This window comes from Paracoccus alkanivorans, assembly GCF_003697785.1.
Taxonomy (GTDB): domain Bacteria; phylum Pseudomonadota; class Alphaproteobacteria; order Rhodobacterales; family Rhodobacteraceae; genus Paracoccus; species Paracoccus alkanivorans.
Map to the genome: position 1 here is coordinate 1 of NZ_QOKZ01000011.1, position 25442 is coordinate 25442.

The window sequence follows — 25442 nt, forward strand, 5'->3', positions numbered from 1 at the left end:
TCCGAAGATCGGCGGATAAAGGCCGGAACAGGCATGTCTTTGCCGATTCCGCTCGGCAAATTGACGCTGATGACCCGATGGCAGTCACCGCAAGGTGAAGACGCAGGGCATGGCAATCACGGTTCCGGCAACAGCGGCGGCGATGCCGACCGGCGCAGCGGATATCAGGGCGAGAGAAGCCGGCGATACAGATCGTCCAGAAATTCCTGCGCCTCGCTGAACGGGTCATGTCCCTTGCCGAGTACGGCGCGGACCTGAACCTCGAAATCGGCATAATGCTGCGTCATCGCCCAGATCGAGAAAATCAGGTGATGCGGCTCGACATTCCGCAGCCGCCCCGACTGCATCCAGTCTTGCAGGATCGCCACCGCATCCTCGACCGTCCCGCGCAGCCGCCCGCCCAGGATCTCGGTCAGATGGGGCGCGCCGCGCAGGATCTCATAGGCGAAAAGCCGACTCTCGCGCGGGTATTGCCGGGACATGCGCAGTTTTGCCGCGACATAGTCCAACACCTCCTGCAAGGGTTCCCCTTCTGGATCGATATTGCTCAGGGGCGCCAGCCACATATCCAGCAGCGTGGTCAGCAGGGTCTTGTGAATTTCATCCTTGGAGGCGAAATAATACAGCACGTTGGGCTTGGACAGACCCGCCTCGCCCGCGATCTGGTCGATCGTCGCGCCGCGAAAGCCGCTATTGGAAAATACCGTCAGCGCACCTTCAAGGATCAGTTCCCGGTTCCGGCGCTGAATTCTGGTCAACCCGCTGTCATCCTGCTCGCCCATTGCCTGCCCTTCGTTGTTCTGTCTCATTATTGGGCAGGAAATCCTGCAACGCCAAGATGGCAATAACGGCGCTTGACTGTGCAAGGCCCCGTGCTAGCCTGATCCTGACTCTTTGGTCAATAATTGGCAACACTCCCCGCGCGCAATGCCCGGAGGGGCCAGACCCATCCATTCGACCCCGCGGCAAGACGGGGCGATCAGACAGGAAGGAAAACACATGGCGGAGCCGAACGGGGCTGTTCCAGCCGCGAACATGAAGATCGATGGCGACCGGCTGTGGGACAGCCTGATGGAGATGGCCAGGATCGGCCCCGGTGTGGCGGGCGGCAATAACCGCCAGACCCTGACCGATGCCGATGCCGAGGGCCGCCGCCTGTTCCAGCGCTGGTGCGAAGAGGCCGGGATGTCGATGGGCGTCGACCGGATGGGCAACATGTTCATGCGCCACGAGGGAACCGAGCCGGAACTGGATCCGGTCTATATCGGCAGTCATCTGGACACGCAGCCCACAGGCGGAAAATATGACGGTGTGCTGGGCGTGCTGTCGGGGCTGGAGGTGATCCGCTCGATCCGCGACATGGGCATCTCGACCCGCCGCCCCATCGTGGTGGTCAACTGGACCAACGAGGAGGGCACCCGTTTCGCGCCAGCCATGCTGGCCTCGGGCGTGTTCGCCGGGATGCATGACGAGGATTACGCCAATAGCCGCGAGGATGCCGAGGGCAAGCGCTTCGGCGATGAGCTGGACCGGATCGGCTGGCGCGGCGAAGAGGTTCCGGGCGAGCGCAGGATCCACGCGATGTTCGAATACCATATCGAACAGGGCCCGATACTGGAGGCCGAGAACACGCAGATCGGTGTGGTCACGCATGGGCAGGGCCTGTGGTGGCTGCAGGTGACGCTGACCGGCAAGGACGCGCATACCGGCTCCACCCCGATGAAGATGCGGGTGAATGCAGGCTTGGGCATGGCCCGGATCATCGAGGCGGTGCATCGCATCGCCATGGACCACCAGCCCAATGCCGTGGGCGCGGTCGGCCAGGCCAATGTCTGGCCCAATTCACGCAACGTGATCCCCGGACGCGCGGTTTTCACCGTCGATTTCCGCTCCCCCGACCTGGACAAGCTGAACGCGATGCGCGCGCGGCTGGAGGCCGAGGCACCGGAGATCGCGAACGAGTTGGGACTGGGGATCGAGATCGAGCCGGTCGGGCATTTCGATCCGGTGACATTCGATCCCGGGCTGGCCGGGATGCTGCGCGACGCGGCCGATCGCCTCGGCTACAGCCATATGGATATCGTCTCGGGCGCCGGGCATGACGCCTGCTGGATCAACCGGGTGGCGCCGACGGTGATGATCATGTGTCCCTGCGTGGACGGGCTGAGCCATAACGAGGCCGAAGAGATCAGCCCCGAATGGGCCTCGGCCGGGGCCGATGTGCTGCTGCACGCGGTGCTCGAGGCGGCGGAGATTGCGCGCTGACGCGCGCGGAGGCCGGGGCTTTGCCCCGGACCCCAAGGTATTTGCACAAAGAAGAAGGGTTCACGCGATGAGCACGGTCATTCGGAACGGAACCGTCGTGACGGCGGATCTCAGCTACAAGGCGGATGTGCTGATCGAGGGCGGCAGGATCGCGGCGATCGGCGAGGGCTTGACGGGCGACGAGGTGCTGGACGCCACCGGCTGCCTTGTCATGCCGGGCGGGATCGATCCGCATACGCATCTGGAGATGCCCTTCATGGGCACCTATTCCGCCGACGATTTCGAAAGCGGAACCCGCGCGGCGCTGGCCGGCGGGACCACGATGGTGGTGGATTTCGCCCTGCCCTCCCCTGGTCAGGGGCTGCTGGATGCGCTGAAGATGTGGGACAACAAGTCCGGGCGGGCGCATTGCGACTACAGCTATCACATGGCCGTCACCTGGTGGGGAGAGCAGGTCTTTGACGAGATGGAGGCGGTGGTGAAGCGCGGCATCACCTCTTTCAAGCATTTCATGGCCTACAAGGGCGCGCTGATGGTGAATGACGACGAGCTCTTCGCCAGTTTCCGCCGGGTCGGTGACCTGGGCGGGATCGCGCTCGTGCATGCCGAGAATGGCGACGTGGTGGCCGAACTGTCGGCCCGCCTGCTGGCCGAAGGGAATACGGGCCCCGAGGCGCATGCCTATTCCCGCCCGCCGCAGGTCGAGGGCGAGGCGACGAACCGGGCGATCATGGTGGCCGATATGGCCGGGGTGCCGCTTTATGTCGTGCATGTGAGCTGCGAGGACAGCCACGAGGCGATCCGGCGCGCGAAACAGCAGGGCAAGCGGGTCTGGGGAGAGCCGCTGATCCAGCACCTGACGCTGGACGAGAGCGAGTATTTCAACCCCGATTGGGATCATGCCGCGCGGCGGGTGATGTCTCCGCCCTTCCGCAACAAGCTGCATCAGGACAGTCTCTGGGCCGGGCTGCAATCGGGCAGCCTGTCGGTGGTGGCGACCGATCATTGCGCCTTTACCACAGAGCAGAAGCGTTACGGGGTCGGCGATTTCACCAAGATCCCGAACGGCACCGGCGGGCTGGAGGACCGGATGCCGATGCTGTGGACGCATGGGGTCGGGACCGGGCGGCTGACGCCGAACGAATTCGTGGCCGTGACCTCGACCAATATCGCCAAGATCCTGAACCTCTATCCGCGCAAGGGTGCGGTGCTGGTCGGTGCGGATGCCGATCTGGTGGTCTGGGACCCGGAGGCCGAAAAGACCATCAGCGCGGGCAGCCAGCAATCCGCCATCGATTACAACGTGTTCGAAGGCCAGAAGGTCAAGGGCCTGCCGCGCTATACGCTGACGCGCGGAGTGGTGGCGGTCCGCGAGGGCGCGCTGGACAGCCGCGAGGGGCACGGGGAATTCGTGGCCCGCGAGCCTCGCGGACAGGTCAACCGGGCGCTGAGCAAGTGGAAGGAACTGACCGCGCCAAGACCGGTCGAACGTTCGGGCATTCCGGCAAGCGGGGTGTAACTTGGGCCAGCCGGTGATCGAGGCCAATGCCGTAAGCCTGACATTCCAGACCGCAGACGGGCCGGTCCATGCCTTGAAGGATGTCGATCTGAGCATCGGGGCGGGTGAATTCGTCAGCTTCATCGGCCCCTCGGGCTGCGGCAAGACAACCTTCCTGCGCACCATCGCCGCACTGGAAAGCCCGACTGGCGGCGCGCTGACCGTGAACGGGATGAGCCCGGACGAGGCCCGGCGCGCCCGCGCCTATGGCTATGTGTTCCAGGCGCCGGGACTGTATCCGTGGCGGACGATCGCCGGGAATATCTCGCTGCCGCTGGAGATCATGGGCTTTGGCAAGGCGGATCGGGCGGAACGCGTGCGCCGGGTGCTGGAACTGGTCGACCTGGAGGGTTTCGGGGGCAAGTTCCCGTGGCAGCTTTCGGGCGGGATGCAGCAGCGGGCCAGCATCGCCCGGGCGCTGGCCTTCGACGCCGATATCCTGCTGATGGACGAGCCCTTCGGCGCGCTGGACGAGATCGTGCGCGACCGGCTGAACGAGGCTCTGCTGGAATTGTGGCGCAAGACCGGCAAGACCATCGGCTTCGTCACCCATTCCATTCCCGAGGCGGTCTACCTGTCCACGAGGATCGTGGTGATGTCTCCGCGGCCGGGGCGGATCACCCGGATCATCGACAGCCCCCTGCCCGCCGAGCGCCCGCTGGATATCCGCGACACGCCGGAATTCATCGCGCTGGCGCATGAGGTGCGCGAAGGGCTGCGCGAGGGGCATGGCGATGATATATAAGGAAGAAAATAATGAACGCAAAAGATGAAATGCAAGATTGGATAGTTGAGGCACTTCAAGCAAATGGAGGCTCTGGCTCAATCGTTGATATTTGCAAGCATATTTGGATCAACCACGAAACAGAGCTACGTGCTTCTGGTGATTATTTTTACAAGTGGCAGTATCAAATGCGTTGGGATGGCCAAAATCTACAAAGAGCAGGAAAACTAACAAAGCAGGGCAAAGGTGGAGAGTGGGCTCTAACTAAATGAGAAACCTGTTGCCCATCCTGACCGTGCTTCTGGCGATTGTCGCGATCTGGTATGTCGCGGCCATCGGCATGAACTCGACATGGGCGCGTGATCAGGCGGCGCGGGCCGAGACCCGGCTTTCAGCGGGGGATCTGGTGATACAGACCCTGACGCTGGAGCGCCCGGTTCTGCCCGCCCCGCATCAGGTCGCGGCCGGGTTATGGGAGGGGATCGCGGGGCAGAAGATCACCTCGAAACGCAGCCTTGTCTGGCATGGCTGGATCACGCTCTCGGCCACCCTGACGGGGTTCGCCATCGGCAGTCTTGCCGGGATCCTGCTGGCGGTGGGGATCGTGCATGACCGGGCGATGGACCAGTCGGTCATGCCCTGGGCGGTGGCCAGCCAGACCGTGCCGATCCTGGCCATCGCGCCGATGGTGATCGTGGTCTTTGCCAGCGCCGGGATCACCGGGCTCTTGCCCAAGGCGGTCATCGCGGCATGGCTGTCCTTTTTCCCGGTGCTGGTCGGCATGGTCAAGGGGCTGCGCACGCCCGACAGGATGCAGCTTGACCTGATGCGGTCATGGAGCGCCTCTCGCCCGCAGATGTTCTGGCGGCTGCGGCTGCCCTCGTCCCTGCCCTATCTGTTCGCCAGCCTGAAGGTCGGCATCGCCGCCGCTTTGGTCGGCACTATCGTGGGCGAACTGCCCGCCGGAGCAAGCGCGGGCTTGGGCGCAAGGCTGCTTTCGGGCAGCTATTACGGCCAGACCGTGCAGATCTGGGCGGCGTTGTTCGCAGCGGCAGCGCTGGCGGCAGGGCTGGTCATCGCGGTGGGGCGGATCGAGGCCGTCACGCTGCGGCGCATGGGGCTGGCGCGATGACCGGGGCGCTGTCCATTCTGGCGGTATGGCTGGGGGCATGGGGCCTCAACATTTGGCTGGCGCGGTTCGGCACCCGCGCGACAAGGTTCCTTGTCGCGCTGATATTCGGCCTGACCATCGTGGTGCTGTGGGAGATGATCGTGCGGATATACGCGATCCCGCCGGTCATCCTGCCCCCGCCGACACAGATCGCGGCCAGCTTCGCGGCGAACACCGCGATCCTCTGGGGCGATTTCGTCCAGACCATCGTCAAGGGTGCGCTGACCGGCTGGCTGTTGGGTGGCGCGGCGGCGATCCTGACCGCCATCGCCATCGACCGCAGCCCATTCCTTCAACGCGGGCTGCTACCGATCGGCAATTTCGTCGCCGCCCTGCCCATTGTCGGCATCGCCCCGATCTTGGTGATGTGGTTCGGCTTTGACTGGCAATCCAAGGCGGCGGTCGTCGTGGTGATGGTGTTCTTCCCGATCCTCGTGAACATGGTCGCGGGGCTCGCCGCCACCGACCGGATGCAGCGCGACCTGATGGCGACATGGGCCGCGCCTTACGGACAATCGCTGTGGAAACTGCGCCTGCCCGCCGCCATGCCCTTCCTGTTCAACGGGCTCAAGATCACCACCACGCTGGCGCTGATCGGGGCCATCGTCGCGGAATTCTTCGGCAGCCCGACAAAGGGCATGGGGTTCCGCATCTCGACCGCGGTGGGGCGGCTGGACCTGCCGCTGGTCTGGGCCGAGATCCTCGTGGCGGCAATCGCCGGTTCCCTGTTCTATGGTATCGTGGCGCTGATCGAAAAGAAGGTGACGTTCTGGCACCCGTCGCAGCGCGGTCAACGGGGCTGAACGCCCCCCAACAGGAGAGTGAAGATGAAAAGACTGATGCTTGGCTGTGCCGCCCTCGCATTCGCGGGCGCGGCCGATGCGCAGGAGCTGACCCTGCAACTGAAATGGGTCACGCAGGCGCAGTTCGGCGGCTATTACGTCGCCAAGGACAAGGGCTTCTACGAGGAAGAAGGGCTTGACGTCACGATCAAGGCGGGCGGGCCGGATATCGCGCCGACGCAGGTGCTGGCAGGTGGCGGCGCGGATGTGATCGTCGAATGGATGCCCGCCGCGCTCGCCGCCCGCGAAAAGGGGCTGCCGCTGGTCAATATCGCCCAGCCCTTCAAATCCTCGGGAATGATGCTGACCTGCCTGAAGGAAAGCGGCATCACCGATCCCAAGACCGATTTCGCGGGCAAGACCCTGGGCGTCTGGTTCGCGGGCAACGAATACCCGTTCCTGAGCTGGATGCACACGCTCGGCCTGTCGACCGAGGGCGGCACGGATGGCGTCACCGTGCTGAAGCAGGGCTTCAATGTCGATCCGCTGCTGCAGAAACAGGCGGCCTGCATCAGCACCATGACCTATAACGAATATTGGCAGGTGATCGATGCCGGCATCGCGCCCGAGGACCTGGTGACATTCAAATACGAGGATCAGGGGGTCGCCACGCTGGAGGACGGGCTTTATGTGCTGGAAAGCACGCTGGAGGACGAGGCCAAGGTCGCCGATCTGGAGAAATTCGTCCGCGCCAGCATGAAGGGCTGGAAATATGCCGAGGAGAACCCCGAGGAAGCCGCCGAGATCGTGCTGGAAAACGACGAGACCGGTGCCCAGACCATCGAGCACCAGACCCGCATGATGACCGAGATCGCCAAGCTGACCGCCGGGTCGAACGGCGCGCTGGACGAGGCCGATTACCAGCGCACGGTCGATATATTGCTGGCGGGCGGCTCCGATCCGGTGATCTCCAAGGAACCCGAGGGCGCATGGAGCCATGCCATCACCGACAAGGCACTGGCAGAGTAGGCGGGCGTTTCGCGATGCCCGGGGATATTTGCATGAAGAAGGGCCGCCGATTCGGATAAGGCGGCCCGGACTGCCTTGAATTTGTGCAATTCGGCCACGGGTTTATTTTACCATTTGATAAAATTTCTGACCTATGCCAGCCTGATCATATCCAACAGGTGAGCCAGGAGACGAAAATGTCCCAAGCCAGACTGTCGCCGGGTGTCGTGCCCGGCCGCCTCAGCAAGGAAGAACTTGCGGCGAATTTCGCCGATATCGCCCCTCCGCTGGACGATCACGAGGCGCGCGTCGCCGCTGATCGTTGCTATTTCTGCCATGACGCGCCCTGCGTCACGGCCTGCCCGACCTCGATCGACATTCCGCTGTTCATCCGCCAGATCGCCACCGGCACGCCGGATGCGGCGGCGATGACGATCCTGCACGCAAATATCCTGGGCGGCATGTGCGCCCGCGTCTGCCCGACCGAAAACCTGTGCGAAGGCGCATGCGTGCGCATGGATGCCGAGGGCCAGCCGGTCGAGATCGGCGCATTGCAGCGTTTTGCCACCGATGGGCTGATGGCGCAGCAGGGCCATCCCTTCCGCCGCGCCGCGCCCACGGGCAAGCGGATTGCCGTGGTCGGCGCGGGCCCGGCAGGGCTGGCGGCGGCGCACAGGCTGGCCGCCAAGGGCCATGATGTCGTCATCTTCGAGGCGCGTGAGAAACCGGGCGGGCTGAACGAATACGGGATCGCCAGTTACAAGTCCGTGGACGGCTTCGCGCAGGCCGAGATCGAATGGCTGATGGGCATCGGCGGGATCGAGCTGCGGCATGGCCAGCGTCTTGGCCAGCAGATCACTCTGGACGGGCTGCGCGGGGAATATGACGCGGTGTTCCTGGGCATGGGGCTTGGCGGCGTGAACGCGCTGCGGGCCGAAGGCGAGGATCGCGAGCATGTCACCGACGCGATCTCCTTCATCCGCGAATTGCGGCAGGCCAGCGACCTGACCGCCCTGCCCGTCGGCCGCGACGTGGTGGTGATCGGCGGCGGCATGACCGCCGTGGATGCGGCAGTGCAGTCGAAGCTGCTGGGGGCCGAGAATGTCACCATGGTCTACCGCCGCGGGCCCGAGCGCATGGGCGCCAGCCGGCACGAGCAGGATCACGCCACCTCTTCCGGCGTGCGGATCATCTGCAATGCCGCCCCGGTCGCCATTCACGGCAATGGCACGGTGGCCGAGATCGAGTTCTGCTATACGCAGGACGGACCCGACGGCCTGACCATGACCGGGGATCGGTTCCGGCTGAAGGCCGACCAGGTCTTTCGCGCCATCGGCCAGCAGTTGCAGGACGCTCCGGACGGCCTGGCGCTGAAGGGCGGCAAGATCGCCGTCACCGGTCCGGGCCGCACCGGGCTGCCCGATGTCTGGGCGGGGGGCGACTGCGCCTCGGGCGGCGACGACCTGACGGTGACGGCGGTGGCCGAGGGTCGCGATGCCGCCGAGGATATCGACGCCCGCCTGACCGGCCGCCCCGCCGAGATCCCCGGCTGACCCAATTTCGCGCTTTGACAAGGAGGCTGAGACATGGCCGATCTGCGCAGTGACTTCATCGGAATCAAATCTCCCAACCCGTTCTGGCTGGCCTCTGCCCCGCCGACCGACAAGGAATATAATGTCCGCCGCGCCTTCCAGGCCGGTTGGGGCGGCGTGGTCTGGAAAACCCTCGGCTCCGAGGGGCCGCCGGTCGTCAATGTCAACGGCCCCCGCTATGGCGTGGTGCATGGCCCCGACCGGCGGGTTCTGGGCATCAACAATATCGAGCTGATCACCGACCGCCCGCTGGAGGTGAACCTGCGCGAGATCAAGCAGGTCAAGCGCGACTATCCCGACCGGGCGCTGGTCATCAGCCTGATGGTGCCATGCGACGAGGAATCCTGGCGCGATATCCTCAAGCAGATCGAGGATACCGGCGCCGACGGGGTGGAACTCAATTTCGGCTGCCCCCATGGCATGAGTGAGCGCGGCATGGGCAGCGCCGTCGGCCAGGTGCCGGAATATATCGAGATGGTCACGCGTTGGGTCAAGCAATATTCGCGCATGCCCTGCATCGTGAAGCTGACGCCCAATATCGCCGATATCCGCAAGCCCGCCGAGGCCGCGAAACGTGGCGGCGCCGACGCGGTCAGCCTGATCAACACGATCAACTCGATCACCTCGGTCGATCTGGACCTGTTCGCGCCGCAGCCGACCATCGACGGCAAGGGCGCGCATGGCGGCTATTGCGGCCCGGCGGTCAAGCCCATCGCGCTGAACATGGTGGCCGAGATCGCCCGCAATTCTGAGACCCACGGTCTGCCGATCAGCGGTATCGGCGGGGTGACGACCTGGCGCGACGCCGCCGAGTTCATGGCGCTTGGTGCCGGGAACGTGCAGGTCTGCACTGCGGCGATGACCTATGGGTTCAAGGTCGTGCAAGAGATGATCTCGGGCCTGCGCGACTATCTCGACAGCCACGATATGGCCTTGTCGGACCTGGTCGGGCGGGCGGTGCCCAATGTGACCGACTGGCAATACCTGAACCTGAATTATGTCACCAAGGCGGTGATCGATCAGGAGGCCTGTATCAAATGCGGGCGCTGCTATGCCGCTTGCGAGGATACCAGCCACCAGGCCATCGCGATGAAGCCGGGCCGCGTCTTTGAGGTGATCGAGGAAGAATGCGTCGCCTGCAACCTGTGCCTTGATGTCTGCCCGGTCGAGGATTGCATCACCATGCGCGAACTCGCCCCCGGAGAGCTGGACCGGCGCACCGGCATCAAGCGCGGCGATTACGCCAACTGGACCACGCATCCCAACAACCCGATGGCGAAGGCGGCGGAGTGATGCGCCTCAGCCCTGCGGGTATAAATCGGAACATGCCGCCCGATCGGCAATGATCGTGCAGGCGGGATGCAGGCGCAGGTAGCTGGCCGGGCAATCCGGGCCGATGACCCCGTCCAGCGCCGTGGCAAGGGCCCTGGCCTTGGCGTCTCCGACCGCCAATGCCAGCAGGCTGCGCGCCGACATGATCTGTGCCGTTCCCATCGTCACCGCCTCGGCCGGAACCGTTTCGCCCCCGGCGAAGAAGCGCAGGTTGGCCCGCCTCGTTTCCGGGCTGAGCCGGACTGCGCGGGTCGGCGCGTCGACAGGCGTGCCCGGTTCGTTGAAGGCGATATGACCATTGTGACCCACCCCCAGAAGCTGCAGATCGACCGGCCCCAACCGCTCCAGCAGCGCCGCGTATTCCCTTGCGGCGGCCTCGGGTTCCCGGTCGCCGCGCGGGATAAGGCTGTGCTCGCGCGGGATGTCCACATGGTCAAGGAAATGCCGCGCCATGTAGCTGTGATAGGAATTCGGGTGATCGGGCGGCAGGCCGACATATTCATCAAGATTGACCGTGCGCACATGGGCAAAGCTCAGCCCCTCGCAGTGGGCGCGGACCAGATGCGCATAGACCGGCTCCATCGTGCCGCCGGTGGCCAGCCCCAGAATGGCATCGGGTCTGGCCGCGACCGTCTCGGCAATCTGCCTCGCGACCGCGGCGGCGGCGGTCTCGGCATCGGGCATCTGTTTCAGGGTCAGGGAACGGCTTACGGTCATGCTGTCCGCTTCAATGATATGGCCGCCAGATCGACCGGCACCTGCCGGCGGGTGAATGCCTTGCCATCCGCCGCGAACAGATGGGCATCGGCGGGATCGAAACCCAGCAGGATTTCCTCTCCCGGGGCGCAGCGGGCGGTGCCATCCGTCACCATGCAGAGCGGCAACCCGCCCGGCGCGAACACATAGACGACAGAACTGCTGCCCAAGCGCTCCACCACATCGACACGGCAGGACAGCCCCTCGTCGGCGGGGTGCAGGTCGTCGGGGCGAATCCCCAATGTGACCTGATCGCCCACTGATGCCCCGTCCGGATCGACCGGCACAGTCACGCGCGGGCCGCTTTCGATCTGCACGGTGATACCGTCGGCCTCGACCGCCTCGATCCGGGCGGACAGGAAATTCATGTTCGGATTGCCGATGAAGCCCGCGACGAAACGGTTCGCGGGTCGGTGGAACAGCTCCAGCGGCGTGCCGGATTGCTCGACATGGCCGCCATTCAGCACCACGATCCGGTCGGCCATGGTCATCGCCTCGACCTGGTCATGGGTGACATAGATCATCGTGTTTCCAAGCTGCCCATGCAGCCGCGACAATTCCACCCGCATCTCGCCGCGCAGGGCGGCGTCAAGATTGGACAGCGGCTCGTCGAACAGGAAGACCGAGGGCTCGCGCACGATGGCCCGCCCGATGGCGACGCGCTGGCGCTGGCCGCCGGACAGCTCGCCGGGGCGATGGCCAAGCCGCTCGGTCAGTTTCAGCACCTCGGCGGCGCGGTTCACCCGGGCATCGACCTCGGCCTGCGGCAGCCGCTCCACACGCAGCGGAAAGGCGATATTCTCGAACACGGTCATATGCGGATAAAGCGCATAGGACTGGAATACCATCGCGATGCCGCGCTTGGCCGGGGGCAGCTTGTTGACCACGCGCCCGTCGATCTCCAGCGTGCCCTCGCTGATATCCTCAAGCCCCGCGATCATCCGCAGCATGGTGGATTTGCCACAGCCCGAGGGGCCGACGAAGACGGTGAAATCGCCATCGCGGATATGCAGGTCGGTAGGATGGATCACCCGGGCCGAGCCGAAATCCTTGGTCACTCCGTTCAGTTTCAAATCGCCCATCGGCATCTCCTGAAGGGGTAAGGCGGGGGCGGGTCGCGCCCCCGGCCATGGGTTATGCGGAACTCAGTCCAGCGCGCTCAGATCTTCCTGGATCCGGGTCGCGGCCTCTTCCGGGGCGAGTTCCCCCAGGACCACGCCCTGGATATTCTCGATCGCGATATCCTGCATGCCGACGAAATCGGTCATCAGGGGTTCCGGGCCTCCGGTCGGGATCGCGTCGATAAAGGGCTTCCAGGTCGGATCCTCGGCGATCAGCGCATCGGTATCGGTGCCAAGGCGGATCGGCGTCCAGCCGCCCTCCTTGTCGAACTCGGCCTGACGTTCCGGGGCGGTCAGATACTTGATCAGCTTCTGCGCCGGCTCCTCCAGCCCGGTGCCCTTGAACACCACGAGACTGTCGGTGATCAGCAGGGTCGAATGCTCGCCCTGCGGTCCCGCCGGAATCAGCGACACGCCGAAATTCACGCCCTCGGCCTTGCCCCGGCCAGCAGCGTAAGAGGTATACATCGCGATCTGGCCTTCCTTGAACAGCGGCTCCAGCCCGCCACGTTCATAGGCCAGGGGACCTTCCTGCGAATATTTCGCCAGTTCCTGGTAGAAGGCCAGCGTCTCGACATTCTGCGGACTGTCGAAGACCACATTGCCATCGGCATCCACGACCTGCCCGCCATTGGAATAGAGGAAGTTCAGGAATTCGTGGAAGGTATTGTCCATATCGGCCGCGGGCAGACCGAAACCCGCCGCGTCGGTCTTTTCCGAGATCGCCTTGGCGGCGGTCAGCATCTCCTCGAAGGTCTGCGGGCCTTCGGGCATGTCCAGTCCGGCCTCGGCGAACAGGTCCTTGTTCCAGAACAGGCCCTTGGTCGAGAACGCGCGCGGCAGGCCCCAGACCTCGCCGCCGATCTGCACCGTCGAGATCACCGAGGGCTCGTAGCTGGCCAGTTCCTCTTCGGAAAGTTCGATCGGCACGATCTGGTCGCTGGCGGATAGCTGCTTGAGCACGCGCGAGCCCATATAGGCGGCGGCAGGCGGGGTTCCGGCGGCGGCAAGCGTCAGGGTCTTGGCCTGGCACTGCTCCCACGGCAGGTATTCGACGCGGACGGTGTAATCCGGGTTCTCGGCCACCCATTCGTCGATATGCTTCTGCTGCACCGGCGCCTGCGGCTCGGTATCGGAACCGCAATTGACGATATGCAGCTCTTCCGCGGCCTGCGCCACCAGCGGCAATGCCATCAGCGCGGTCGAGGCGAGGATGATGGAACGGAATTTCATTTGCTTACTCCCTGATTGGACCTTGGATCATCATTCCTTCACCGCACCGGCGGTCAGCCCGGCGACGATGAATCTTTGCAGGAACACGTAAAGCACCAGCACCGGCAGCACGCCGACCAGGCTGGCGGCCATGATCTCGTTCCAGCGGACGGTTTCATGGCCAAAGAACTGGAACAGGCCGACCGGCAGCGGGTTCAGCTCGTTCCTGGAATTGAAGGTCAGCGCGAACAGGAATTGCTGCGCGTAGGCGGTGATGAAGGTGGTCACGGCAACGACGACCATTCCCGGCACCGCCAGTGGCAGGATTACCCGGCGCATGGTGTAAAGCCTGCTGGCGCCATCGACATAGGCGGCCTCTTCCAGTTCGGCCGGAATGCGCATGAAATAGCTGCGCATCAGGAAGATCCCCACAGGCACGGTAAAGGCCGCGCCCGGCACGATCATCGCGGCATAGCTGTTCAGCAATCCGGCCGCCAGCATCAGCTTGTAAAGCGGGATGATCAGCACCGCCGCCCCGACCATCGACACGACAAGGAACACGGCGAGGATGCTGCCGCGCAGCCTGAACTCGAACCGGGCGAAGGCATAGGCGGCAGGGACCGAGCAGAACATCGACAGGATCGTCACTGCCACCGCGATGCCGAAGCTGTTCATGATCCAGCGCAGCAGCATCGGCTGCGCCGTCCAGATGGTCACGTAGTTCCCGAAGCCCATTCCCTCGGCGATGAAGCGGTAGGGAACGCGGAACACCTCGTTCAGGGGGCGCAGCGAGACCATGAAAGCCTCGACGAAAGGCGCCAGCATGAAGACCAGGAACAGCGCCATTCCGGCATAGATCAGCAGATATTCCCACCAGCGGTAGCGGTTGATCATCTCGCGCGTCCTTTCCTCGTCAGCCGCAGCAGCATCGCCAGATAGATCGCCGACAGCACCGACAGGCAGATCAGGATCATCACCGCCCGCGCCGCGCCCTCGCCATAGCGGAAACGCGAGATGGCGGTGCGATAGGTGTCGATGATCATCGTGGTGGTCGAACCGCGCGGCCCGCCCTCGGTCAGGATCCAGATGATGTCGAAGCTGTTGAAGGTCCAGATCGTCGACAAGAGCGCCATGGTGGCGATGGACGGCATCAAGAGCGGCAGGGTGATCCGGCGGAAACGATAGAAGCGGCTGGCCCCGTCGGTCCATGCGGCCTCGTAGAGATCGGCCGGCACGGTCTGCATCGCCGCCAGCAGGTAGAGCGCGACCAGCGGCGTGCCGATCCAGACATCGGTGACGACGGTCGCGATGAAGGCCGCCTGTTTATAGGCCAGAAACTCGAAGGGACCGCTGAACAGCCCGATCCGCTGCCCGAGCCCCGAAATCATCCCGAACTGGCCGTTATACAGCCATGCCCACATGAAGCAGCCCACCGCGATGGGTACCACCCAAGGCGGCATGATCAGCACCCGGAACAGCGCCCGCCCCGGCACGGCGGCATTCAGCAGCACCGCACCCAACAGGCCCAGGATCAGCTTGAGGCTGACCGACAGCGTGGTCCAGACCAGCGTGCGGGTGATGACCGGCCAGAAATCACGGTTGAAGAACTTGGTATAGTTCTCCATCCCCACATATTCCTGCGTGGGCCGCATCGAGGCGTCGGTGAAGGACAGCCTGAAGGTCTCGATAATCGGCCAAGCGGCGATCAGCCCGACCAGCAGAACCGCCGGAACCAGCAGCAGATAGGGAAAAGGATCGCGGCCTGTCTTCATGCGGCGGCCCTCCCTGCAAGCGCCTCGTCAAAGCGGGTCCAGAAATCGGTCAGATCGACGATGCGGCCTTCCTTGCGCGCCCGGTCCATGGCCAGCGCGGTCACACCCGCCTCCAGCGCATCGGTGACGGTCAGCGGCAAGGCGGGCAGGCGGCCCATGTAATAGGCGCAGAGATCCTCGGCCATGGCCTGATCGGCGCCGTAATGGCCCTTCTGGTTGCCATCCGTGCCGATGGCGGGATCGTCCCGCAGCACGGCGCCGTCATCCGAGCGGGTCAGCCTGAAGAAATTGCGGATGAAATCGCCCTCGGCCATGCCATCGGTGCCGATCACCGCGAAACGGCGGAACTCGTCGGGGACATTCATATTGGTGTGAAAGGCCAGCGTCGCGCCGTTCTCATATTCGACCAGCGCGGTCTGGTAATCGATCAGGTCGCCCTCGCCCGAAAACGCATCCCCTGCCCCGCCCCAACGCGGAGACATTTCCTGCAGATAGGCGGGCGCGGATGCCGGGCGGCGTTCGGGCAGGTATTTCTTGCGCCCGCCGAAACTGGCGACGCGCGCCGCCCGCGCCCCCGCGACACCTTGGTAAAGATCAAGGTCGTGGCAGCATTTCTCCAGCATGAAGCCGCCGGACATGGCGCTGTCGCGCCGCCAGTCCCGCATGAAGAAGCTGCCGTGATAGGGGCCGATATGCTCGGCGGCCTCGATGGACATGATCTCGCCTAGATGGCCCTCGGCCTGCGCCGCCCTGACCGCGCGATAAAGCGCCGAATAGCGCAGCACCATGCCCACCCCGACACGCCTCACCCCGTCATGGGCGGCGAGCAGCCGGGCAAGCTCCAGCGTCTCGTCCAGCGAGATCACGACCGGTTTCTCGGCGAATATATGCGGCGTGTCAGAGGCCAGCGCCAGCCGCAGATGATCCAGATGCAGGTAGTTGGGCGAACCGATCATCAGCAGGTCAAAGCGATGCGCCGCCAGCATCCCGGCCGGATCGGTATAGACATGGGCGGGTGCCGCCTCGGCCAGCCGGTCCTGATGCCCGGGGCCGGGATCGGCCACCGCCAGCAATTCGAATTCCGGGCAGGCCGCCCGCATCCTTGGCAGGAGCGAGGCGATCCTTGCGCCCAACCCGATGATACCCGCTTTCACGATGTTTTCTCCCCCGTCTGTTCTATCGTGGCCCGTTCCATCGCGGCGCGCAGCGCCCGGATCCTCGCAACCGAGGTCTGCGCCCGCTCCGACGCGATCCGCAGCCGCCCGCCCATGTCCTGATCGGCCCGGATATCGCTGCAGGAGCCGTGCAGGTCATCCGCCCCCGCCCGCAGCAATTCCGCCGCGTTGCCCGCATCGACGCCGCCGCCCGCCATGATCGTGATCCGCCCCCGCGCCTGCTGCGCCAGCCGCGCGATATTGCCCGCGCCTTCGATTGCCGATGGCGCCCCGCCCGAGGTCAGGATGCGGCAAAAGCCCAGCTCGATAGCGGTCTCCAGCCCCTCGTCCAGGTCCGGGGAAAGATCAAAGGCACGATGCAGCACCATCGGCAGATCCCCTGCCGCATCCCGCAACCCGCCGATCGCCTCGCGGTCCAGCCGCCCGTCCGGATGGGTGACGCCCAGCACGATCCCCGCCAGCCCGGCATTCCGGACCGCCGCGATATCCGCCTTGGCCACCGTCAGTTCCTCGGGTGAATAGACGAAACCGCCGGGGCGTGGGCGGATCATGGCAAAGACCGGCACCGCGAGTTCCGCCGCTGCCGCGATCAGCCCCGGCGAGGGCGTCAGCCCGCCAAGCGCAAGGGCCGAGCACAGCTCGACCCGGTCGGCACCGCCGGAAACCGCCGCCGACAATCCCTGCGGATCATCGACGCAAACTTCCAGCACGGGGGTCTTGGATGCCTGGGGCATGTCACCTCGGGTGTTAAGACGAGCCAAGGCAACACCAAAATATTCCTTTTGTAAAGATGTTTTTTCAGTCTGACTAATATTTAACAGCATGTATTTTAGTTTGACAAATATTTCTGGGCGCATAACCATAGGGCTTGCGCAAACCTGAAAGAAACGCCGATGCAAATGGCAAGCGACAACAAACCGCTCAGCGGCGCCGCCCTCTGGGCCGCGATTTCCGCCGCGCAGGACAGCATGCCCGCCAAGCTGCGCGCCATCGCCGGTTTCGTGACCGAGGATCCGGCGGAGTTCATCCGCATGACCTCGCGCGAGATCTGCGCGAAGCTGGGCACATCGGAACCCACGCTGATCCGCTTTTGCCGAAGCCTGGGCTTCGCGGGGCTGGCGGATTTCCGGATCGAGTTGGCGCTGGCGCTGGCATCGCAGGGTGCGGCGGCATCGGTGCATCCGCAGATCGCCGACCGCCGCCTGTCCAATCCCGCCGGCAAGCGGCGCATCGCCGAGGCCGCTATCGGCCTGCTGGCCGAGGACAGCGCGATCCTGATCGACAATGGCACGACGGTCGAGGTGCTGGCCGAATTGCTGGGCACGCGAGAGGATGTCCCGCCCCTGTCGGTGATGACTTCGGGGCTGATGGTGGCGCAACAGGCGCTGCGCAGCGGGCGCCATCGGGTGATGCTGACCGGCGGGGTGATTCGCGCCTCGACCGGCTCCTTGTCGGGGCGGCTGGTGGAAAGCAGCCTGAGCGGCATGAACTTCAGCAGTTTCGTGATGGGCGCGGACAGCATCGACCCGGATGGCGGGCTGTCCACCTATTCCGAGGACGAGGCGCATGTGACCCGCGCCATGGTCGAGGCCGCCTCGCGCGTCATCGTGCTGGCCGACCATACGAAATTCCGGGGCGCGCGCCTGCACCGCATCTGTGGCTTGCGGCGCATCGCCATCCTGGTCACCGACCGTAACCCGGACGAACAAATCCGTGCGGCGCTGGATGCCGCCGGGATCAGGCTGATCGTCGCCGACGATCCTGCCGCTGACAACAAGGACCGATGATGAGCAGCTTCACCTTTGACGAAATCAACGCCCAGCCCGGTATCTGGCGGGACTGGGCCGCACCGCTGGCCAGCCGGGCCGCCGGGATCCGCGAATGGATCGCCGCGCGTGCCCCGCGCGAGATCTGGCTGTCGGGCGCCGGGACCTCGGCCTATATCGGCGAGGCGCTGGCTCGGCAGATCACCGGCGAAGGCCCCCTTTTGCTGCCGCTTGCCACCACCGATCTGGTGGCCCGCCCCGGCCTTGGTGCGAATCGCCCAGGCCCCGCCCTGTCCGTGCAATTCGGGCGCAGCGGCAACAGCTCGGAAACCGTCGGGCTGATCGATCTGCTGGACGCGCATATGCCCGGTGTGGACCGGCTGAACATCACCTGCAACCCCGACAGCGCCCTTGCCACAAGCCAGGGCCCCGGCCCCGGAGAGACGCAGGCGATCATCCTGCCCCCGGCGACCCATGACCGGGGTTTCGCGATGACCTCCAGTTTCACGACCATGTATCTGACCGCGCTGGCCTGCCTGGATGCGGGTTTCGATGCGGGCGCAGCCCTGCCCGCCCTGTCGGATGCGGCCGCTGCGGTTCTGCCCGGCCTGTGGTCGCTGGACGCCCCCCGGCCCGAACGGGCGATCTTTCTCGGTTCCGGCGAATTGACCGGCATCGCGCGCGAATCGGCGCTCAAGGTGTTGGAGCTGACGGCAGGGCGCACGCTGACGCAATGGGACAGCACGTTGGGCTTTCGCCACGGTCCCAAGGCGGCGGTCGATGGTGCCACGGCGGTTTTCGTGATGATCCATCCCGATCCGCAGACCGCCCGCTACGACATGGACCTTGCCGCCGAGATCCGCCGGCAATTCCCGGATATCAGTGTCACCACCATCGGCGGCGAGGGCTGCGACATCGCGCTTGACCTGACCGGCACGGCGGGGGATGCGGTGCTTTACGTGTTGCCCGCGCAGGTGCTGGCGCATCGCTGGTCCGAGGCTTTGGGCCTGCCGGTGGACGATCCTTTCGCCGGGCGGAACCTGACGCGGGTGGTTTCGGGCGTGAAGCTGTATGGATGGCAGCGATGAATTGCGGCGCGATCGATTTGGGCGGCACCAAGATCGAGGCGCGGCTGTTCGATGAGGCGATGGCGACCGTCGAGACCCGCCGCATCCCCACGCCCCGCGACAGTTTCGACAATTTCATCGCCGCGCTGGCGGGTCAGATCCGCTGGCTGGAACAGCAGGCGGATGACCCCACCCTGCCCGTCGCCATCTCGATCGCCGGGGTGATCGACCCGCAGACGGGCATCGCCACTGCTTCGAATATCCCGGTATCGGGGCGCGGCATCGCCAAGGCGCTGGAGGCAGAGATCGGGCGCGACCTGCCGCTGATCAACGACTGCATGGCCTTCGCCTATTCCGAGGCGCATGGCGGTGCCGGGGACGGGGCCGAGTCGGTCATGGGCATCATCCTCGGCACCGGCGTCGGCGGCGGGCTGGTCGAACGGGGCAGGCTACCGCATCGCCATGCCGGACTTGCGGTCGAGATCGGCCATATCGGCATGCCCGCCCGCGCGCTCGCCCGCCATGACCTGCCGATCTGGCAATGCGGATGCGGGCGGGTGGCCTGTCTTGAAAACTACGTGTCGGGCACCGGGCTGCGGCGGCTGGCGGAATGGGCGGGGCTGGCCAATCCCGATCCCGAACATGTCGCCGCCTCGGTCGCTGACGATCCCGGCGCGGCGAGGGTCATGGATATCTGGGCTGATCTGGCGGGCGAGATGGTCTATACCGCGCAATTGCTGCTGGATCCCGAAGTCATCGTGCTGGGCGGTGGGCTGTCGAACATCCCCGATGTGCCGCAGCGGCTGACCGACGCGCTGTCCCGGCTGCGGCTTGGCAATTCACGGCTGCCCGCGATCCGGCGGGCGGTCCATGGCGACAGCGCCGGCGCACGCGGCGCGGCATTGATGGCAAAGGCATACCGGGCATGAATGAATTGCTGATCGCGGCGGACAGGATCTGGACCGGAGGCATATTGGAAACCGGCCTCGCCATCGAGACCGACGGGCAGCGGGTAACTGCCCTGCGCCCCCTTGGCAGGGATACGCCCGACGTGCATCTGCCGCTGCTGATGCCGGGTTGCACCGATCTGCAGGTGAATGGCGGCGGCGGCGTCCTGCTGAACGCCGATCCCACCGTCGCCGGGATCGAGGCCATCGCCGCCGCCCATCGCAGGCTGGGCACCGCCCGGATCCTACCGACATTGATCACCGATGCGCCGGAACTCATGGAGGCCGCCGCGGATGCCGTCATCGCCGCGATGGAACAACCCGGTATCATCGGCATCCATCTTGAAGGCCCGCATATCTCGCCCGAAAAACGCGGCACGCATGACGCGCGCTTTATCCGTCCTCTGGACCAGCGGACCATGGCGGTGCTGCGGCGGCTGCGCGGGGCCGGCGTGCCGGTTCTGCTGACACTGGCCCCCGAACGCGCCGATCCGGCATTGCTGCGCGAGGCGGCGGCGATGGGTGTCGTGCTGTCGGCCGGGCACAGCATGGCGACGGCGGCACAGGCGCGCGAGGCGATGGATAACGGCGTCTCCATGTTCACCCATCTTTACAACGCCATGCCGCAGATGAACTCCCGCGAGCCGGGGATGATCGCGGCGGCGATCCTGTCCGATGCCTGGTGCGGGCTGATCACCGACGGTATCCATGTCAGCCCCGAGATGCTGGAGCTGACATTGCGCGCGCGCCCGCGCCCTGACCGCTGCTTCATCGTGTCAGACGCCATGCCGACGGTCGGCGGGCCGGATCATTTCGACCTTTACGGCATGGATATCCATGTGCGGAACGGCGCCCTGGTGAACAGCGAGGGTTCGCTTGCCGGGGCGCATGTTGACATGGTTACCTCCGTCAGGCGGCTGGTCAGGATGACCGGCATCGCGCCCGAACGCGCCATCGCGATGGCGACCGACATCCCCTGCGCGGCCATGGGGCTGGCCCCGCTGAAGATCGCTCCCGGCATGGCGATGAGCGATCTGATCGGGCTTGACGAAAGGCTGGATCTGGTCGGGATCCCCGGAACCGGACAATAGGACGAGTTCCGGGCTCACCAAGCCTCCGCCATGGAAGATGCCCAGAAGCAAACCGGCGGCGGTGAATTGCTTTTGCTCGGCATCGATGATGTGACCGCCCGCAGGTGGCATCTCTGCGCCAAGGGGGTTGCGATGATCCACAAAGGCGGACGGTCATGCCGAAGATTATCGCGGTCGGGCCCGATCGGGCGAAGAATGTGTTTCAAGCGCATGGATCTGTTGCATCGGGCCGCGCGCTGTTGCGCAAGAAGCTGCGGCGAGCGCAAGTGCTGGAGCTCTTCAGCCAGTTACCGGCTTGCGTTGTCGCGATGCAAGCATGCGGCGGTGCACATTTCTGGGGCAGCGAGATCGGGAAGCTCGGCCACAACGTTCAGCTGATCCCCCCTGCCTACGTCAAGCCTTGTTCCGGCAGCACCGTGAGTCTCACCACGAGCGCGTATTCACCCGCGTCCGGCTGCCTGTAGGTCGGCGCAGGTGTTTGCGCCGCTGCTGGGGCGGTCGTGACGCCGAGGCCGGGCAAACCAAGTGCAGGGGCAGAGAGTGTTATCTTGATCATTTCGGAATTCCTGATGGCCCTCGCTTTCAGGCGCGAGCCGCCGTAAGCGATAGTTGCGGATGAGAGTGATTGCGAACCGTTGCGGTCCGCCGCAGGCCTCCGGCCACCCACCTTGGTGGAAGGTGGCCGGAGCTCTTGGCTGCGGGGGTCCTAAGCCACTTCAAAACCCAGCTGGCGCAATGCGGCGACAGCGACATCCTGATCCTGCTGATAGTTGCCACCGGAGATCCCAATCCCCCCGATCAACTTTCCGCCCTCGATGATGGGATAGCCACCCCCGACGGCCACCATGCGCGGTCGATGCGCAAGCGGTGCAACCTTCGGATCGCCGGTCACGTAGTCGTTCCAGACGTGGGTTGCCAAGCCGAAGGACGAGGCGGTCCAGGCCTTGTCGATGGCGACGTCCACCGTCAGAAACGGGGCATTGTCCGTTCGCTCGAAAGCGCGCAGATTGCCCGTCGCATCGGTGATTGCCACCGCCGCTTCCATGCCGATGTCTCGGGCCGCGGCCAGGGCAGCCTCGATCAGGGCGGCAGCGGCCTGACGGTTGATCGAGGCCGTCGGAACCGTTTTCGTGAATTCGGGTGCAGCGCTCATGCGGGCCTCCTTGATGAAGGGGTCGTTCGACTTTCCTGGATTCGTTCGAAAGGATGTGAAGCGTAGGATCAGCCCTGCGGCCCGAAACCCTCGATCACCACCTTGCCTCTGGCAGTGCCGCTCTCCACCAGGGCGTGAGCCTGCTTCAGATTGGCGGCGTTGATCGGCGAAAGACGACTGGTGAGCGTCGTACGCAGCTTACCCTCGTCGACCAGGCGCGAAACGTTGTTCAGAAGCCGGCCTTGCTCCGCCATGTCCGGCGTGCCGAAAATGGGCCGGGTGAACATCAGTTCATGATGGATCGACACGGCCTTGCGCTTGAACAGCATGATGTCGAAGCCAGAGGGATCATCGATCAGGCAGAACCGCCCCTGCGGTGCGATGAGGTCTGCGATTTCGGTCACGTGCTTGTCCGTGTGCGTCGTCGAGAACACGAAGGCCGGCGCACCCAGTTCCAGCGCGGCGACTTCCGCCGCCAGCGGCCTGGAATGGTCGATGACATGATGCGCACCCAGCGATTTCACCCATTCCTGTGTCTCGGAGCGCGACGCTGTGGCGATCACCGTAAGGTCAGTTTGTTGCCGGGCAATCTGGACTGCGACCGACCCGACGCCGCCGGCGCCGCCGACAATGAGGATCGCCGGCGCCGCGCCAGGCACCGGCTTGTTCACGTCGAGCCGGTCGAAGAAGGCTTCCCAGGCCGTGATCGACGTCAGAGGCAAGGCGGCGGCTTCGGCCCAGTCAAGCGCCTTCGGCTTGCGGCCGACGATGCGCTCATCGACAAGGTGGAATTCGGCGTTGGTGCCCGGGCGAGTGATCGAACCCGCGTAGAAGACCTCATCCCCCGGCTGGAAGAGAATGGCGTCCGGGCCGACGGCGCTGACGACCCCGGCGGCATCCCAGCCTATCACCTTCCAGTCAGCGCCCTCCGGCGGGCTGCTGCGACGGACCTTGTAGTCGACCGGATTCACCGAAACCGCCTTCACCTCGACCAGGAGGTCATGTCCGGCAGGCACGGGCTTGGGCAGTTCAATGTCAACGAGCGAAGCATCATCGGTAATCGGGGCGGGTGTTTGATATCCAACGGCTTTCATAAAAAATATCTCCTAATCGCAGTTGCTGGAAACATATTTAGTCTGTATTGTAATTTTGCGCGATACGCACAAAAATTGCCTATAGTATCAAGAAGGATACCGTCATGGCCAAGCCCCGCCACTCCCGCTTCGACTGCGCCCCGGGCTGCTCGGTCGAGGCGGCGATCAGCCTCATCGACGGCAAATGGAAATGCGTGATCCTCTTCCACCTTCTGGAGGGAACAATGCGCTTCAACGAGCTTAGACGCCGCGTGCCCGCCGTCACCCAGCGGACACTCACGAACCAGTTGCGCGAGCTCGAGATGGACGGGCTCATCGTGCGAAAGGTTTACGCCGAGGTGCCGCCTAAAGTGGAATACAGCCTCTCGGAACTCGGGCACAGCATGGTGCCCGTGCTCAACGCGCTCAAGGAGTGGGGCGATCTGAACATAGGCCGCTTCGGCAAGGCTCCGGCATCGGCAATCACCGCTTAAATCCCGGAGATGGAAACCTCCGCTGACTGCGGGATGCATGATCACCTCGCCACGATTGCAGGCATGTCTGTCTCCCGTCTGATGGATCAGAAGTTCGCCTTCTGTAAAATCACTGACGATGAGCCCACCGCGCGCAGTTGCGCCGGGCTGGTTCTCGCGAGAGCGGGGGCTTGTCCGCCCATTGAACCGCGAAGGCAGGAGACGCTGCGATACATGATGTCTGCGCGCTTACCATCATCGCTACCGTGGATGATATCGTCGACGTGTCGCGCAGATTCTCGTCTTGGCTGTCGCGGCATTCTCAAGTGAGCTGTCGCGCTGTGCATGTCAGGTAGTGGAAGCGGAGGCCAAGAATTCTATTGATCCTGGCCGACGCGCAGCGGTCTCTGCCCTGCCAGGAGATCGGCATTGTCGTCATATATCTTTGTGATCCGCTCGATCAGCCTGCGAATAGGGGGACGGTGGCGGTCATCATCATGCATGACAAGATATTGTTGCTCAGTAAGCTCGTTTATGACCGCACCAACACGGCAGAGTGCCGGGTCACAATCGCCGATCATGCACGGTATCACACCAATTCCCGCCCCGGCTTTGACCAGTTCGTGAACCGTGGCAACCGAACTGGCCATGACATTGATCGTATGGTTTTGCCGGTGCAGCCATTGAGCTGCCGGATGCCTGGCATGGGACGGGTCCACGGCCACCCAGCCAAGCAAATCCGGATTGGAAACACTCCAGCTTCGATAGGCCGCGAACCGCAAGGTGCCCAACCGGCGCGAGGCAAGATTTCCGGCTTCGGCAGGACGATTGCGAATCCCGAGGTCGATCTCCCTGTGCGCGATATCGAGAACTGCTTCGGTCGTTACGAAGTTCAGCCGGAAACCGTCTCCTGACCGGTGCAGAAGGTTGATCTTGTCCGCCAGGAAATTCGCGGTCGCCGTTCCGGCAGACAGGCGGATCAGCGGCGTTTCGGCCTGTGAGGACAGTATCTCGTGAACCGGCAATGCCGCGGCATGCATGACCCGCACTCTCTCGAGAAGGGCTTTGCCTACAATGGTAAGGGAATAGCCCGTCTGCGCCCGATGGAACAGGATCTGGCCCGACCGTTGCTCCAGGGCGAGTATCCGCCGGCCTACGGTCGGTGGGCTGAGTCCCAATCGCCGGCCAGCTGCACTCAGGCCGCCATTTTCTGCGACATGAAAGAATATCTCCAGATCATTCCAGTCAAGTCTTTCATTCATGAAATGTGCATTGCATTTCTTGGCCTGTTTCCACCGCAAAACATACGACATCTTTTCATCATTGAACAGATGGAGTCGAACATGTTGCCTGTGATCCCGCCGCGGCCTCCCCGTCAAATGACCGAGGATGAGTTCTATTCTC

Annotated in this window: 25 protein-coding genes and 1 pseudogene; 15 read left to right on the forward strand and 11 right to left on the reverse strand. The window is 64.3% G+C overall.

Annotation, left to right across the window (positions count from 1 at the left end; genetic code table 11):
- Positions 1-164: 164 nt before the first annotated feature.
- Positions 165-809 (reverse strand): TetR family transcriptional regulator C-terminal domain-containing protein, encoded by a 645-nt coding sequence (locus tag C9E81_RS19775; protein WP_243698733.1) that lies wholly within the window; start codon positions 807-809, stop codon positions 165-167.
- A 190-nt stretch (positions 810-999) separates the two neighbouring features.
- Between C9E81_RS19775 and C9E81_RS19780 the strand changes: the two genes are divergently transcribed.
- The 9 genes from C9E81_RS19780 to preA all read left to right on the forward strand — a co-directional run bounded on the left by C9E81_RS19780 (position 1000) and on the right by preA (position 10393).
- Positions 1000-2265, forward strand: coding sequence for a Zn-dependent hydrolase (locus C9E81_RS19780; RefSeq protein WP_122114093.1), 1266 nt, complete (start codon positions 1000-1002; stop codon positions 2263-2265).
- Positions 2266-2332: 67 nt separating this feature from the next.
- Positions 2333-3784 carry a dihydropyrimidinase gene (gene hydA / locus C9E81_RS19785; RefSeq protein ID WP_122114094.1) on the forward strand — a complete coding sequence of 484 codons (1452 nt, stop codon included), beginning with the start codon at positions 2333-2335 and terminating at the stop codon, positions 3782-3784.
- A gap of 1 nt (position 3785) precedes the next feature.
- On the forward strand, positions 3786-4568 hold the full coding sequence (locus C9E81_RS19790; protein WP_425010673.1) for an ABC transporter ATP-binding protein: 783 nt from the start codon (positions 3786-3788) through the stop codon (positions 4566-4568).
- An 11-nt stretch (positions 4569-4579) separates the two neighbouring features.
- Positions 4580-4819, forward strand: a complete 240-nt coding sequence (locus C9E81_RS19795; RefSeq protein WP_122114095.1) for a hypothetical protein — start codon at positions 4580-4582, stop codon at positions 4817-4819.
- Complete coding sequence (locus tag C9E81_RS19800) at positions 4816-5679, forward strand: ABC transporter permease (RefSeq protein WP_122114096.1); 864 nt, start codon at positions 4816-4818, stop codon at positions 5677-5679. Before C9E81_RS19795 ends, C9E81_RS19800 begins: the two co-directional genes overlap by 4 nt.
- Entirely contained in the window at positions 5676-6521 is an 846-nt protein-coding gene (locus C9E81_RS19805) for an ABC transporter permease (protein ID WP_122114097.1), read from the forward strand. Before C9E81_RS19800 ends, C9E81_RS19805 begins: the two co-directional genes overlap by 4 nt.
- A 24-nt stretch (positions 6522-6545) precedes the next feature.
- Positions 6546-7529, forward strand: coding sequence for an ABC transporter substrate-binding protein (locus C9E81_RS19810; RefSeq protein WP_122114098.1), 984 nt, complete (start codon positions 6546-6548; stop codon positions 7527-7529).
- 176 nt (positions 7530-7705) lie between these two features.
- Complete coding sequence (locus tag C9E81_RS19815; protein ID WP_122114099.1) at positions 7706-9061, forward strand: NAD(P)-dependent oxidoreductase; 1356 nt, start codon at positions 7706-7708, stop codon at positions 9059-9061.
- A 33-nt stretch (positions 9062-9094) separates the two neighbouring features.
- A complete protein-coding gene (gene preA / locus C9E81_RS19820) occupies positions 9095-10393 on the forward strand; it encodes an NAD-dependent dihydropyrimidine dehydrogenase subunit PreA (protein ID WP_122114100.1) in 1299 nt (432 codons plus the stop codon).
- 6 nt (positions 10394-10399) lie between these two features.
- Here the strand turns inward: preA and C9E81_RS19825 are convergent, their stop codons facing one another.
- From C9E81_RS19825 to C9E81_RS19855, 7 genes are all read right to left on the reverse strand, one after another.
- On the reverse strand, positions 10400-11149 hold the full coding sequence (locus tag C9E81_RS19825) for a glucosamine-6-phosphate deaminase (protein WP_243698734.1): 750 nt from the start codon (positions 11147-11149) through the stop codon (positions 10400-10402).
- On the reverse strand, positions 11146-12270 hold the full coding sequence (locus tag C9E81_RS19830; RefSeq protein WP_122114101.1) for an ABC transporter ATP-binding protein: 1125 nt from the start codon (positions 12268-12270) through the stop codon (positions 11146-11148). The genes C9E81_RS19825 and C9E81_RS19830 overlap by 4 nt, the downstream gene beginning before the upstream one ends.
- 63 nt (positions 12271-12333) lie before the next feature.
- The gene (locus C9E81_RS19835; protein ID WP_122114102.1) at positions 12334-13542 is read right to left on the reverse strand and encodes an extracellular solute-binding protein; all 1209 of its coding nucleotides are present in this window, start codon (positions 13540-13542) and stop codon (positions 12334-12336) included.
- 30 nt (positions 13543-13572) lie between these two features.
- Positions 13573-14415 carry a carbohydrate ABC transporter permease gene (locus C9E81_RS19840; RefSeq protein WP_122114103.1) on the reverse strand — a complete coding sequence of 281 codons (843 nt, stop codon included), beginning with the start codon at positions 14413-14415 and terminating at the stop codon, positions 13573-13575.
- On the reverse strand, positions 14412-15293 hold the full coding sequence (locus C9E81_RS19845; RefSeq protein WP_122114104.1) for a carbohydrate ABC transporter permease: 882 nt from the start codon (positions 15291-15293) through the stop codon (positions 14412-14414). The genes C9E81_RS19840 and C9E81_RS19845 overlap by 4 nt, the downstream gene beginning before the upstream one ends.
- Complete coding sequence (locus C9E81_RS19850) at positions 15290-16447, reverse strand: Gfo/Idh/MocA family protein (RefSeq protein WP_122114105.1); 1158 nt, start codon at positions 16445-16447, stop codon at positions 15290-15292. The genes C9E81_RS19845 and C9E81_RS19850 overlap by 4 nt, the downstream gene beginning before the upstream one ends.
- Entirely contained in the window at positions 16444-17202 is a 759-nt protein-coding gene (locus C9E81_RS19855; RefSeq protein WP_122114106.1) for a copper homeostasis protein CutC, read from the reverse strand. Before C9E81_RS19855 ends, C9E81_RS19850 begins: the two co-directional genes overlap by 4 nt.
- A gap of 159 nt (positions 17203-17361) precedes the next feature.
- Between C9E81_RS19855 and C9E81_RS19860 the strand changes: the two genes are divergently transcribed.
- The 5 genes and pseudogenes from C9E81_RS19860 to C9E81_RS19880 form a co-directional block, all read left to right on the forward strand.
- On the forward strand, positions 17362-18255 hold the full coding sequence (locus C9E81_RS19860; RefSeq protein ID WP_243698735.1) for a DeoR/GlpR family DNA-binding transcription regulator: 894 nt from the start codon (positions 17362-17364) through the stop codon (positions 18253-18255).
- Positions 18255-19322: an AgaS family sugar isomerase gene (locus C9E81_RS19865; RefSeq protein ID WP_243698736.1), complete on the forward strand. Its 1068-nt coding sequence runs from the start codon at positions 18255-18257 to the stop codon at positions 19320-19322. Before C9E81_RS19860 ends, C9E81_RS19865 begins: the two co-directional genes overlap by 1 nt.
- On the forward strand, positions 19310-20230 hold the full coding sequence (locus tag C9E81_RS19870) for an ROK family protein (RefSeq protein WP_122114108.1): 921 nt from the start codon (positions 19310-19312) through the stop codon (positions 20228-20230). Before C9E81_RS19865 ends, C9E81_RS19870 begins: the two co-directional genes overlap by 13 nt.
- Positions 20227-21339: an N-acetylglucosamine-6-phosphate deacetylase gene (locus C9E81_RS19875; RefSeq protein ID WP_122114109.1), complete on the forward strand. Its 1113-nt coding sequence runs from the start codon at positions 20227-20229 to the stop codon at positions 21337-21339. Before C9E81_RS19870 ends, C9E81_RS19875 begins: the two co-directional genes overlap by 4 nt.
- Positions 21340-21494: 155 nt before the next feature.
- Positions 21495-21740 (forward strand): annotated as a pseudogene (locus C9E81_RS19880) (IS110 family transposase); the annotation flags it as partial.
- Between the two features lie 305 nt (positions 21741-22045).
- Here C9E81_RS19880 and C9E81_RS19885 read toward each other — a convergent pair.
- Together C9E81_RS19885 and C9E81_RS19890 are read right to left on the reverse strand one after the other, a co-directional pair.
- Positions 22046-22492: a GlcG/HbpS family heme-binding protein gene (locus C9E81_RS19885; RefSeq protein WP_122114110.1), complete on the reverse strand. Its 447-nt coding sequence runs from the start codon at positions 22490-22492 to the stop codon at positions 22046-22048.
- 68 nt (positions 22493-22560) lie between these two features.
- Positions 22561-23586: a zinc-binding alcohol dehydrogenase family protein gene (locus C9E81_RS19890; protein ID WP_122114111.1), complete on the reverse strand. Its 1026-nt coding sequence runs from the start codon at positions 23584-23586 to the stop codon at positions 22561-22563.
- Positions 23587-23690: 104 nt separating this feature from the next.
- On the opposite strand from C9E81_RS19890, the gene C9E81_RS19895 reads away from it, so the two are divergent.
- On the forward strand, positions 23691-24059 hold the full coding sequence (locus C9E81_RS19895; RefSeq protein WP_122114112.1) for a winged helix-turn-helix transcriptional regulator: 369 nt from the start codon (positions 23691-23693) through the stop codon (positions 24057-24059).
- A gap of 356 nt (positions 24060-24415) precedes the next feature.
- Here C9E81_RS19895 and C9E81_RS19900 read toward each other — a convergent pair whose 3' ends face one another.
- Positions 24416-25300, reverse strand: a complete 885-nt coding sequence (locus C9E81_RS19900) for a LysR family transcriptional regulator (protein WP_166461982.1) — start codon at positions 25298-25300, stop codon at positions 24416-24418.
- Positions 25301-25442: the final 142 nt, after the last annotated feature.

What these genes read in the sequence shown, in the direction of transcription:
- C9E81_RS19775 (WP_243698733.1), bottom strand. Translation starts at nt 809, where the DNA reads ATGAGACAGAACAACGAAGGGCAGGCAATGGGCGAGCAGGATGACAGC.
- C9E81_RS19805 (WP_122114097.1), top strand. Translation starts at nt 5,676, where the DNA reads ATGACCGGGGCGCTGTCCATTCTGGCGGTATGGCTGGGGGCATGGGGC.
- C9E81_RS19885 (WP_122114110.1), bottom strand. Translation starts at nt 22,492, where the DNA reads ATGAGCGCTGCACCCGAATTCACGAAAACGGTTCCGACGGCCTCGATC.
- preA (WP_122114100.1), top strand. Translation starts at nt 9,095, where the DNA reads ATGGCCGATCTGCGCAGTGACTTCATCGGAATCAAATCTCCCAACCCG.
- C9E81_RS19830 (WP_122114101.1), bottom strand. Translation starts at nt 12,270, where the DNA reads ATGGGCGATTTGAAACTGAACGGAGTGACCAAGGATTTCGGCTCGGCC.
- C9E81_RS19860 (WP_243698735.1), top strand. Translation starts at nt 17,362, where the DNA reads ATGCAAATGGCAAGCGACAACAAACCGCTCAGCGGCGCCGCCCTCTGG.
- C9E81_RS19890 (WP_122114111.1), bottom strand. Translation starts at nt 23,586, where the DNA reads ATGAAAGCCGTTGGATATCAAACACCCGCCCCGATTACCGATGATGCT.
- C9E81_RS19870 (WP_122114108.1), top strand. Translation starts at nt 19,310, where the DNA reads ATGGCAGCGATGAATTGCGGCGCGATCGATTTGGGCGGCACCAAGATC.
- C9E81_RS19895 (WP_122114112.1), top strand. Translation starts at nt 23,691, where the DNA reads ATGGCCAAGCCCCGCCACTCCCGCTTCGACTGCGCCCCGGGCTGCTCG.
- C9E81_RS19900 (WP_166461982.1), bottom strand. Translation starts at nt 25,300, where the DNA reads ATGAATGAAAGACTTGACTGGAATGATCTGGAGATATTCTTTCATGTC.
- C9E81_RS19780 (WP_122114093.1), top strand. Translation starts at nt 1,000, where the DNA reads ATGGCGGAGCCGAACGGGGCTGTTCCAGCCGCGAACATGAAGATCGAT.
- C9E81_RS19825 (WP_243698734.1), bottom strand. Translation starts at nt 11,149, where the DNA reads ATGACCGTAAGCCGTTCCCTGACCCTGAAACAGATGCCCGATGCCGAG.
- C9E81_RS19865 (WP_243698736.1), top strand. Translation starts at nt 18,255, where the DNA reads ATGAGCAGCTTCACCTTTGACGAAATCAACGCCCAGCCCGGTATCTGG.
- hydA (WP_122114094.1), top strand. Translation starts at nt 2,333, where the DNA reads ATGAGCACGGTCATTCGGAACGGAACCGTCGTGACGGCGGATCTCAGC.
- C9E81_RS19810 (WP_122114098.1), top strand. Translation starts at nt 6,546, where the DNA reads ATGAAAAGACTGATGCTTGGCTGTGCCGCCCTCGCATTCGCGGGCGCG.
- C9E81_RS19855 (WP_122114106.1), bottom strand. Translation starts at nt 17,202, where the DNA reads ATGCCCCAGGCATCCAAGACCCCCGTGCTGGAAGTTTGCGTCGATGAT.
- C9E81_RS19815 (WP_122114099.1), top strand. Translation starts at nt 7,706, where the DNA reads ATGTCCCAAGCCAGACTGTCGCCGGGTGTCGTGCCCGGCCGCCTCAGC.
- C9E81_RS19840 (WP_122114103.1), bottom strand. Translation starts at nt 14,415, where the DNA reads ATGATCAACCGCTACCGCTGGTGGGAATATCTGCTGATCTATGCCGGA.
- C9E81_RS19875 (WP_122114109.1), top strand. Translation starts at nt 20,227, where the DNA reads ATGAATGAATTGCTGATCGCGGCGGACAGGATCTGGACCGGAGGCATA.
- C9E81_RS19835 (WP_122114102.1), bottom strand. Translation starts at nt 13,542, where the DNA reads ATGAAATTCCGTTCCATCATCCTCGCCTCGACCGCGCTGATGGCATTG.
- C9E81_RS19795 (WP_122114095.1), top strand. Translation starts at nt 4,580, where the DNA reads ATGAACGCAAAAGATGAAATGCAAGATTGGATAGTTGAGGCACTTCAA.
- C9E81_RS19845 (WP_122114104.1), bottom strand. Translation starts at nt 15,293, where the DNA reads ATGAAGACAGGCCGCGATCCTTTTCCCTATCTGCTGCTGGTTCCGGCG.
- C9E81_RS19800 (WP_122114096.1), top strand. Translation starts at nt 4,816, where the DNA reads ATGAGAAACCTGTTGCCCATCCTGACCGTGCTTCTGGCGATTGTCGCG.